This window comes from Brasilonema angustatum, from assembly GCF_059505445.1.
The window spans coordinates 24,260-34,809 of the sequence record NZ_JCACKO010000150.1; the positions used below are offsets into that span (position 1 = coordinate 24,260).

The 10,550-nt window shown below is 44.2% G+C and carries 7 protein-coding genes and 1 tRNA gene; 2 read left to right on the forward strand and 6 right to left on the reverse strand.

Features of this window, described 5'->3' with window-relative positions; all coding sequences use genetic code 11:
* Positions 1-65: 65 nt before the first annotated feature.
* The 4 genes from AC5JM2_RS31790 to pds all read right to left on the reverse strand — a co-directional run bounded on the left by AC5JM2_RS31790 (position 66) and on the right by pds (position 4,383).
* On the reverse strand, positions 66-1,394 hold the full coding sequence (locus AC5JM2_RS31790) for an ABC transporter substrate-binding protein (protein ID WP_495839517.1): 1,329 nt from the start codon (positions 1,392-1,394) through the stop codon (positions 66-68).
* 319 nt (positions 1,395-1,713) lie between these two features.
* Positions 1,714-1,805: transfer RNA gene (locus AC5JM2_RS31795), tRNA-Ser, on the reverse strand.
* Positions 1,806-1,918: 113 nt separating this feature from the next.
* Positions 1,919-2,851 carry a 15-cis-phytoene synthase CrtB gene (crtB, locus tag AC5JM2_RS31800; protein ID WP_495839519.1) on the reverse strand — a complete coding sequence of 311 codons (933 nt, stop codon included), beginning with the start codon at positions 2,849-2,851 and terminating at the stop codon, positions 1,919-1,921.
* Positions 2,852-2,931: 80 nt separating this feature from the next.
* Complete coding sequence (pds, locus tag AC5JM2_RS31805) at positions 2,932-4,383, reverse strand: 15-cis-phytoene desaturase (RefSeq protein ID WP_495839521.1); 1,452 nt, start codon at positions 4,381-4,383, stop codon at positions 2,932-2,934.
* A 404-nt stretch (positions 4,384-4,787) separates the two neighbouring features.
* Between pds and AC5JM2_RS31810 the strand changes: the two genes are divergently transcribed.
* Both AC5JM2_RS31810 and AC5JM2_RS31815 read left to right on the forward strand, forming a co-directional pair.
* Positions 4,788-5,039 carry a hypothetical protein gene (locus AC5JM2_RS31810; RefSeq protein WP_495839523.1) on the forward strand — a complete coding sequence of 84 codons (252 nt, stop codon included), beginning with the start codon at positions 4,788-4,790 and terminating at the stop codon, positions 5,037-5,039.
* Positions 5,040-5,593: 554 nt separating this feature from the next.
* Positions 5,594-6,316, forward strand: a complete 723-nt coding sequence (locus AC5JM2_RS31815) for a hypothetical protein (protein ID WP_495839525.1) — start codon at positions 5,594-5,596, stop codon at positions 6,314-6,316.
* Positions 6,317-6,361: 45 nt separating this feature from the next.
* Here AC5JM2_RS31815 and AC5JM2_RS31820 read toward each other — a convergent pair whose 3' ends face one another.
* Positions 6,362-7,204, reverse strand: coding sequence for an alpha/beta fold hydrolase (locus AC5JM2_RS31820; protein WP_495839527.1), 843 nt, complete (start codon positions 7,202-7,204; stop codon positions 6,362-6,364).
* An 818-nt stretch (positions 7,205-8,022) separates the two neighbouring features.
* A complete protein-coding gene (locus tag AC5JM2_RS31825; protein WP_495839529.1) occupies positions 8,023-10,179 on the reverse strand; it encodes a polyribonucleotide nucleotidyltransferase in 2,157 nt (718 codons plus the stop codon).
* Positions 10,180-10,550 lie beyond the last annotated feature (371 nt).

The window sequence follows — 10,550 nt, forward strand, 5'->3', positions numbered from 1 at the left end:
TTTGTTAAACTTCTGGGCAGTGCGTTAGCCGAGAGTACGGCACCATACCTGTTATGTTTTAACCTCTACTTCGGGCTAACTTTATCAATCGTCTTGATTTTACCGTCGTCCCCAACTGTCCAGACATCGTAGATACCGATCACATCGCCGTTTTGGTCAACATCCACGTTACCACTAGCTCCCTGGTAGTTGATTTTTTTACCTTCTTTCAATAACTTTAGTCCCTCGCATACATCAGTTACTTCTGTACCAGGACCATTGGAAACTTCGCGGATTTTACTGGCTATGCCTTCGCCTGTATTCTGCTTAGCAGCTTGTGCTGCTAGTGCTAGCAAGGCGGCGGCATCCCAGCCTTGAGGAGCAAATTCACCTGGTGCGCCTCCTCTTTTAGATTGCCAGAGTTTATTTAAAGCTTCTAACGCTTTGCCGTTAGAACCTGGTACTGTACCAATCACTCCAGATACGATATATTTACCATCACTGGTTTTGCCAACTTGTCCAGGAAAATCATTTGACTTCATTCCATCTGTCAGCATCACCTGCACTCCTTGCAGCAAACCTTGCTGGTACGCTGCTTTTAGGAGTAAACTTCCTGTTTCTACGTAAAAAACGCCAAGGACTGCATCAGGCTTACCAGCAAAAGCAGCAGATGCTTCAGTATCAAAGGTGGTTGCTTTAGGATCGTAGCGGACGGGGTTGTTTTTATTAACAATAGTTCCCCCCGATTTTTCAAAAGCTTGCACAAATGCTTTTTCAAAGCCGACGCCATAGTCGTTATTTATGACGACGGTAGAAACTTTTTTATAACCTCTTTTATTAGCAAGTGCGGCTATGGCTGGTCCCTGGTAACTATCAGGTGGAACAGTACGTGCCCAAAAACCTTTAAATTGCCCTTTTTTTGCCTGTTCAGTAAATACGGGGCTGGTACTACCGGGAGAAATCAGCATGACTTTATTTTGAGCAGCAATTGAGACAGCAGCAGTAGAAACGCTGCTGGCAAAGGAACCAACAACACCTGCAACTCTATCTACAGTTGCCAGTTTGGTCATACCAGCAGCACCAGCTTTAGGATCAGTTTGGTCATCTACCTGAACAAGAGTCACAGGTTGATCATTAACGCCACCGCAAGCGTTGACAGTTTCCACAAGCAAGGGGACTGAGGGTATAATCTGCTGTCCAATGGAAGACAAGTCACCAGTGGCTGGTAGCAGGGAACCAATTTTCAACCCATTACCACTGGTAGCTGTTGTCGTTGAGCCTCCTCCTGGGCTGGCACTTGTGGTATTAGTATTACCTGTTGGGCTGGTTGGGGGAGCTGTATCGCAAGCAGCTGCTAGGAAACCAACTGCTAGGGTTGTCAAAGCCAGAGCAAAGGCAGCATTTATCTTTTGCATAATATTTAGTTTCACTCCTCATTTATTCAGGAGCCTAAAAGTAAGATTCAAATTAAATGATGAATTAAATTCTTTAATGGCTCCAGATGATAAATAATAACATCCCCTTTAGAGGATGTCTGAGAAGTGAAAAATGTCAAGCCCAACGCAGCAACACTGAGGGCTTAACGCTTACGCTAGTCATATCAAGTTCGCCTAATTACTTACAAGAAAAACACATCACCCCCATCACCTTGCCAAAATCGCGGAGAGAGAATGGGAGTGAGGTTCTTCGTTTTTTATAAACCTGTCTTGTTTTCCCTTATTTTTTCTTAATCAACGGAGAGGGAGGGATTCGAACCCTCGGTACAGCCTTACGAACTGTACAACGGATTAGCAATCCGTCGCTTTCGACCACTCAGCCACCTCTCCAGGGTCACGAGGATTAATGTTAACAGAGTCTAAGGTTAAATGTCAATAGCTTATTTGTCATTTGTCATTCGTCACTTGTTATCACAAACGAGAAAGGACAAATGACAACTTTCTCATAAGACTTGTGCTCGTAACCATGCAGCTGGCAAAGCACGTAACTTTTGCCATTGAGGCACGTAAGCACGTCGAGTGAACACATTGTAATCGTTGCGTTCAATGATATTCAAAATTCGACTGTAATGCATCAAAGATGCCCATACTGGTAAGCGAGCATCGGCAGATAGGTAAGAGATTCCCTTTTCTGCTTTGGCGTAAAATTGGCGTGCCCGTGCAATTTGAAAGCGCATTAGCGATCGCCAGCGATCATCCACCACTCCTTTAAACAGGTCTTGCTCTGTATAGTTAAAGCGCGCCAAGTCTTCTTGGGGAATATAAATCCGCCCCCGCCTTGCATCCTCCCCGACGTCTCGTAGAATATTGGCGAGTTGATGGGCTATTCCCAGAGTAATCGCTTCTTCTGTGGGGATATAAGGCTGTTGATGACAATTCCACGGAGCCGTGTTTGTGGAGGTGTCAACGCCCATCACTGCTGTTGACATCAAACCGACTGTCCCAGCAACGCGGTAACAGTAAAGGTGTAACTCCTCAAAGGTTTCGTAGCGACTCCGGTATAAGTCCATACGCTGACCAGCAATCATATCCCGAAAGGGCTGAATGTCTATCGGGAAACGCTGAATAGTATCCACCAAAGCGACATCAAGATTATCCAATGGGTGTCCAGCAAAAATCCATTCCAGCTGCTGTTCCCACAGATCCAAAGTTTCTGGTGTGGTCATAGCAGATGCGGGACCATCCACGAGTTCGTCTGTACGGCGACACCAACCATAAATTGCCCAAATGTGTTTGCGCTTTGGCTTATCCACCAGCAAAGTGCCGATGTAAAAAGTCGTGGAATACTTGACTATAAGCTGGCGACAAAGTTTATAGGACTCGTCCACAGAGACCGGTGTTTTCATGCGAGGGATGGAATCAGGCAGTTTCAGCATTCGTTGCAGGCTGAAGGGTTTGCATTTGCAGGCTTTTTGAATTTGCCACCGGATGTGCTTCAGCAGTCGTGTAGCGCGTCCTACCGACCCAAAGCCTTTTCAGGGGTTTGCCTTGTTTCCTCGAAAGGAGGAAGGGGTTTTCCTTCAGAAAATCCCTCGGCGGTATTACGGACGATCGCCTGCGCTGTCAGCTTACCAGAAAGTACGGCACCTTCCATACTCCCCAAGTAACGTTGCATTGTGTAACTCCCTGCTAAATAAAAGTTAGCAATTGGGGTGACTTGTGAGGGACGGTACTCTTGACGACCAGGCGTTGCTTTGTAAACTGAGCGTGGCGTCTTCACGATATGATATTTCAACAGCTTTGCCCCATTGTCTCCCGTAAAGTCGTCAGGAAACAATTTTTCCAGTTCAGCAACAGTTGCTTGCAAAATTTCCTCATTAGATTTTGCAATCCAATCTGCGGCTGGTGCTAGAACTAATTCCAACATTGAGCGGTCGGGGTTGGCGTATTCGCGGCAGGTGTTACTCATATCAGCATAAACACTGAGCAGGGGCGATCGCGAGAATAGCAGATGGTCAATTTTAGTCAGTTTACGGTCAAACCATAGCTGCAAGTTTATCACTGGTACACCCTCTAAACCTTCCAATTTTTGGAAAAATTCAATTTGTTTCCAACGTGCAGGTGCCAAAATCTTCATCACGTCAACCGACATTGCCGATACGTAGGCATCAGCCGTAAATACTTCATCTTCTTCTCCATTCAACCCCCGAATCACAAAATGCTTGACTGTGCCATCGTCATTCAGCACAATTTCTTTGAGCGGTGCATTCAACCGCACTTCTCCACCCCGTGCGGTAATGTGATCAACGATTGGCTGACACAGACGTTCTGTTGGGGAACCGTCCAGAAAAGCCATTTTTGAGCCGTTCTTTTCTTGCAAAAACCGATTGAGAGCTGTTAAAAGAATTGTTGCCGAAATTTCATCAGGATTTATGAAGTTCAGCGCCTTAGACATGGCGATAAAAACTTCTTTTTCTACTCGTGGCGGAATCTTTTGTTTTTTCATCCATTCCGACCAAGAGTATTTGTCCATCTCTTCCACGTACCGTTGTCCCAGAATCATCGCTGGTAGCAAACCGATACCAAAGCGAATTTTTTCTGGCCATGTGAGCATATCGTTATTCCGCAGAATAGCTACTATGCCATTCAAAGGCGCTGGCACGTCCGGAAAATCAAAGCGACTGTAAGTCCCTGGATTATTGGGCTGGTTGAAGATCATGGTGTGTTCTTTCCACTCCAATCTATCTTCAATCCCCAGTTCTTTGATCAGTTGCAACATATTGGGATATGCCCCAAAGAAGATGTGCAGCCCTGTTTCATACCAGTCGCCATCTTTGTCTTTCCACGCTGCTACTAACCCTCCCAACACGTCTCGGCTTTCCAAAACAATAGGAGTGTGCCCTGCATCTGTGAGATATTTAGCACAGGAAAGCCCTGCTAAACCCGCTCCCGCGATCGCTACTCGCATTGAACCTTACTGCTCTTCAATATTTTGAATTGTTTTATCGTTTTCATTATACTTTGCAATCTGTTACATTTAGCAGTTTTTCGGTGATCGCTTTTTGAGATTGGCTGCTTCCCTCGGGGAGCATCGTCCATCAGAGCGTTGCTTCTTGAAGCACAATTTTTGTCTCAGACTCATTTATACCCCAATACACTTGAGTTAACAATACACTTCAACATAATGAAGATTTTTCGGTTGGCTTCGGCAGTTGCAACCCAAGCGCAACAGACAACCTTTACCACAAAAGTGTCCTCTGCTTTTTACATTTTATGTACTTTCTTTTACCATTTTTTACTTAGTTAGACGAAAATATATAGGAATCCGGTTTGATTTGGTGAGACCAGTGCTTGATGAGGGGAGCCACTGCGGTGGTGAGGCAGTCCGGTTTTGGGGGTTTCCAACGCCAGATACCAAGTGAGGGAAACCCTCCTATGGCACAAAGTGCCACGCTACGCGCTTCAGTACTGGCTCCCCATGAGGAACTGCCGAAAGGGTTTCACAGGCTTAGACGCCCGGAGGGCGGCTTCCCGCAATCTGTCGCATGTGGCGTTTTCCCGACAGAGGCATCTGGCGGAGCTAACGCTAACACCAGTCGCCTAGGTCGGGAAACCCTCCTGTAGCGCTGGATTCACCGCAACGCACTGGCTCCCCTACCAAGAGCGCTGCTCTCACCGTAAGGCGTGGCGTTAGCCATAGGGTGAAATTGTTTGCGTAGGGAGGGAACGCTTAACAGGGAACAGGAAAAAGGCTCTTGAAGTGTACCTAGCTTCGTCAAAAATCAAATAGTAGTCCTATAAAATCTAGATACATTTCACTCTCCCTACTCAAAAACTGCCTTTCCCTGATATTTGTGGGATTGTTGTGATCAAAGTGGATAAATTTAAAGGATAAACTCTGACACAATAACCTCGTGAGTCAACACTTAGAAAAGTCATCCCGAAATCTTTAGTGGAGGTATGTAAAAGAGATTAAGGAAAGGCTAATGGACTTTTGGAGCTTATATGACTTTTAGTGTTTTATTAGTATTAATATGAACACCGTATTAAATTGTGACTCTAAAATATAATTTTTGTTAATTTTGTTGACAAACAAAAATGGCGGCTTTATTTGTTTGGCATCAATTTTACTGTTATATAATACTGGAAAAAAACTATATTAAGAGGATATTAAAGCTGTGCGTAATGATTTACAAGGATTAGAGATTAGTCCAAAAGAACTGCAAAAATTGACTAATTTGCCTGTGGGCGATGAACTCATAATTATTACTCATCCGATGAAAAGACTACTGAGTCAAGTTATAGAAAGAGCCAAAAGTTCTGAGGCTGCTACGGTAGTTTTTATTGGAATGACAATACTAGTTTCTAGTTATATTACATTTGATGTTATTATCAGACTCTTTGTTAATTGGGTTACTATACCTTCCTGGCTCTTACTAGTCATATCTAGTTGTTCAGTAGGAATTTTTACACAAGTATTTTTATATTTTTTATGGAAACAAAGAATTCGTATTGTCAGACAAAACATGACACATTCGCTAAAAATTCTATTGAATGATGTTGAGAGATATAATGCTGTTATTAAAGCAATAGACATCAACGATCAAATAGAAGCAGCAGGAAATTCAGGAGTGAGCTTGAATGAAAGAAAGAAAGTTATAGAAGCACTAAAACTGACAAGAAATGATTTAATTCGGGCATTAAAGACAGAAAGAATATTAAGAGAAAATAAAAATTTTATTGTTAGTAAATTAGAGCTGTTTGCTGATAATTTAGCAATATTAACAGCAATGCAAGTGAGCGAACAGGCTAGTGAACACGGACGATTGCTGAATGAAGCATTGCAGATCGCATTGGATGTACAACAAGAAATGAAAAGTTTACAGAGTCAGGGTTCTTAAGACTGTAAAATCTTAAGAATCTCTGCTCCTGAAAAATGGACAGTGTCAATATCTATGCTCTTGTAAAAAAGCTTTCACAGTTTGGTTAAACGCCTCAGGCTGTGTTAAAAAAGGCCAATGATTACCAGGAACTTGACAAATGCGTAAATTTTTCAGATTAGTTTTGTAAGGTTGGAGTTGCCAATCTTTGCGGTTAAGTCCTTTTTCTGGCTGCACAAACAAGGTGGGGATATGAATGGGGGCTGTAGTAAAACCGGGACAAAGCATCACTGCCTCAAAAATTCTATCGCGAGCTGCGATGGTAAATTTACTACCCCAAGTCCCATCGGTTTTTTGTTCAATACTTGCTTGAAAAACTTGCTGTTGTAAGGAACTCCATCCTTGAAACTGATTTAACTGACGCGCTTGCTGTTGGGCTGACTCGTAAGTCGCAAATGGTCCCATACCTTTGAGAAAGGATAAAAATTGGTACAAAAGCGGAAAAGTAACCTTAAAAAAGCTGGGTATTTTCCAAATAAAAATGGGATCGACCAGAACGATACTCCGTAAACGTTGCGGATTGATCCTTGCCCATATAACAGCTAGTTTACCTGTCCAGGAGTGAGCGACAACATGGGTGGCTGACCATCCCAAGCTATCCATCAGTGCTTCTAAGTCTGTGATCACGCTCTCAAAACTATAATCTCTCTCTGGTTTCCCACTCTCACCATGACCGCGCATATCTGGCGCGACTATATGGTAATCTGGCGCTAAGTCATCTGCTAGACTCGACCAAACTAGTGCGTGGTCGGCTAAACCGTGTAATACCAGTAAAGGTTCTTGGCCTTGGTTCCATTCTAAATAAGAAAGTTGGATATCAGGTTTCGATAAGGTTTGACGTATTGGCATAATCGCAGATTACCAGACTTTCACACAATTTTGACTTCTACAGGTTTAGAAATCCATTCATTTCTTTTACTGTCTTATCAAAAGAAATTGTTTTTACGGTGATTCACGTGAGACGTTGAAAGCCCTCTTTCTTTAGAGGAGGGATGAAAACGGATTAAAGCAAATTAATTTGCTTTATTGTAAGGACATATTGCTAGGATAAATATAGACAGCGGTAATTCGCAATAAAAAACGAAGTAGGTCACGCGGACAACTCCTGATCCGGAAACAAAGGTAGTAAAAATCTTAAATGTTGTACCGCCACTTGCTTTATGCCGGGAACCCTTTCGGCAGTTCCTCATGGGGAGCCAGTACTGAAGCGCGTAGCGTGGCACTTTGTGCCATAGGAGGGTTTCCCTCACTTGGTATCTGGTGTTGGAAACCCCCAAGACCAGACTGCCTCACCACCGCAGTGGCTCACAAATGTGGGAGTCAAAGGAAAGCTTTGTACAAACCTTTATGCCCTAAGGGGCACGCTACGCGAACAAACGCGGTCGGGCAGTCCTTGCGAAATTTGGACGTATCCAAACGGGGAGACTTGAATGCAAGCATTTAAGTGTCTAGGGAGGACGGATGAAGCAAGAATCTTCTAGCCTTTAGGCACAAGAGTGTCAAACATCCGTAGATTTTATTCTTTCTGTTCCCTGTTAAGCGTTCCCTATTCCCTGTTAAGCGTTCCTTATTCCCTGTTAAGCGTTAAGCGTTCCCTCAATAGACACCAAACTGGATTTTAGATTTGCGATTCATCCTAAATCTACAATCTAAAATCCAAAATCTAGTTACCGGTTGACTGCTGCTGCTTCTCGCGCTGCGGCTGCTTGGTCTGGGTGAATACCCAGGCGGGTAAGATTAATTCTGCCTTTGTTATCAATTTCTCGCACTTTAACAATCACTTCATCACCAACTGTGACTTCGTCCTCAACTTTGCCAACACGGTAGTCAGCCAGTTGCGAAATGTGGATCATTCCTTCCTTGCTAGGAAGAAATTCCACAAAAGCGCCAATTGGTATAATTCGTGTGACTCTGCCTGCGTAGACATCACCTTCATTGAGCTTTCTTGTCATGCCTTGGATAATGATCCGTGCTTTTTTCGCTTTGTTTTCATCCACAGCAGAAATCGTCACTGTACCATCATCTTCGATGTCAATTTTAGCACCTGTTTCTTCGGTGATCCCCTTAATCGTCTTACCTCCTGGTCCAATGACCAGACCAATCATGTCTGGATCAATCCGGATAGTCAACAGACGTGGGGCATAAGGTGACATTTGACCGCGCGGTTGATCGATTGTCTCCAGCATTTTCTCCAGAATATGCAACCGTGCTGCTTTGGCTTGGTGAACGGCTTGGGAAATAATATCCAAGGATAGACCGGAAATTTTCATATCCATTTGTAGGGCGGTTATGCCTTTGTCTGTCCCGGCAACTTTAAAGTCCATATCGCCCAAAAAGTCTTCTATACCCTGAATATCAGTCAGGACTCGGACTTCGTCGCCTTCTTTTATCAAACCCATTGCAGCGCCACTAACCGGTTTAGCAAGAGGTACGCCTGCATCCATCAATGCCAGTGTCGAACCGCACACTGAACCCATTGAGGTGGAACCGTTGGAAGAAAGCACTTCCGATACCACCCGAATGACGTAGGGGAATTGTTCTTTTGGTGGTAACACGGGTAGCATTGCTCTTTCTGCCAGTGCCCCGTGACCGATTTCCCGACGTCCTGGCGCACGTAAAGGTTTTGTTTCCCCAACGGAGAACGGTGGGAAATTGTAATGGTGCAAGTAGCGCTTATGTTGATCCTGTTGCAAGTCATCAGCCAGTGATTGAGCATCTCCTGGTGTACCAAGAGTGCAAGCGGATAGCACCTGAGTTAATCCCCGGTTAAATAGACCGCTACCGTGGACTCGCTTGGGCAAAATGCCAACATCACAAGATACGGGACGTACTTCATCAAGCTTACGACCGTCAACACGGACATTATCTTCGATGATTTGACGGCGCATGAGCTTTTTGGTAAGGTCTTTGAAGGTATTATCAAGAACCTTACTATTTGCCAATGCAGCAACGCGAACAGAATCTTCTTCGCTAAGTTCAGCGATCGCAGCTTTAATCGATTCCTTGACTGCATCTAAAGCTGTATCGCGCTGTTTTTTGTCGAAATCAAATTGTGACAGAATTTTCTTAATTTCAACAGTAGCGCGATCGCGTATATAGTTTTCCAGTGTTGAGTCTACCTCTGGTGGCTCCTCTACTGGAATTTCTATACCAATTTCAGCGATCAAATCTTGCTGCGCCCTAATTAGATCCTGTACAGCTTCGTAGCCAAATTCAATTGCTTCGATAATGTCTCTCTCTGAGAGTTGATTTGCTCCTGCTTCCACCATGATGACACCTTCTGGTGAACCAGCAACGATCAGATCCAGATCTCCAGCTTCAATTTCTGCATAGGTGGGGTTAATGATAAAATCATCTCCTACTAACCCGACACGCACTGCCGCCATTGGTCCGTAAAATGGTATTTTAGCCATTAAAGTGGCGATCGAAGCACCTGTGACTGCTAGCACATCAGGTGGCACCAATTCATCCATTGAGAGTGTCAGCGCAACAATTTGCAAATCGTCTCGCAACCAAGACGGGAACAAAGGACGTATTGGACGGTCAATTAAACGACTAGTGAGAGTTGCTTTTTCTGGCGGACGACCTTCCCGCCGCATAATTCCTCCAGGAATTCTACCTGCGGCATACAGTCTTTCTTCGTAATCTACTGTCAACGGAAGAAAATCAATGCCCTCTCTGGCTTGTGATCGCGTAGCCATCACCAAAACTGTTGTGTCCCCAGATTCTATCAACACCGAGCCACCAGCCTGGGGAGCTAAATGACCAACCTTCAGTCGAATATCCCGTCCGTCAAAGGATATTGACTTCTCAAATTCTCCCATTCAATTTTTTTTCCTTCTATGCACGCTATTCTCTCTCTGTGGCAATCCTAACATTTATGCTCTCTGGCTGGCGTCAATGACATACAAAGTTGATACTCTATCCTTTTCAATATTTTGCTTGCCTTCGGCAATGTCTACTACTCGACCAAGCAAAGCAAGTAAATTTACGGGGTAAATCGATGGAAAAATGGGGAATTAACGAGTTAGGGATTTTATTTTTGTAAACAAAAAGCGTCTTGACCCGCTAGGGACAATATGGTGTCACCCTGCCATAATAGAACTATCGCCGCAAAGGACAGGGCAGCGGCTAGCCAGAGTCCCTGAGAAGCAATCAGATCGATTCGCTCGCTTTCGTCTGTACCAAAGGCTTG

Excerpts from the sequence above, each read along its gene's own strand:
- AC5JM2_RS31790 (WP_495839517.1), bottom strand. The coding sequence starts at position 1,394 with ATGCAAAAGATAAATGCTGCCTTTGCTCTGGCTTTGACAACCCTAGCA.
- crtB (WP_495839519.1), bottom strand. The coding sequence starts at position 2,851 with ATGCTGAAACTGCCTGATTCCATCCCTCGCATGAAAACACCGGTCTCT.
- pds (WP_495839521.1), bottom strand. The coding sequence starts at position 4,383 with ATGCGAGTAGCGATCGCGGGAGCGGGTTTAGCAGGGCTTTCCTGTGCT.
- AC5JM2_RS31820 (WP_495839527.1), bottom strand. The coding sequence starts at position 7,204 with ATGCCAATACGTCAAACCTTATCGAAACCTGATATCCAACTTTCTTAT.
- AC5JM2_RS31825 (WP_495839529.1), bottom strand. The coding sequence starts at position 10,179 with ATGGGAGAATTTGAGAAGTCAATATCCTTTGACGGACGGGATATTCGA.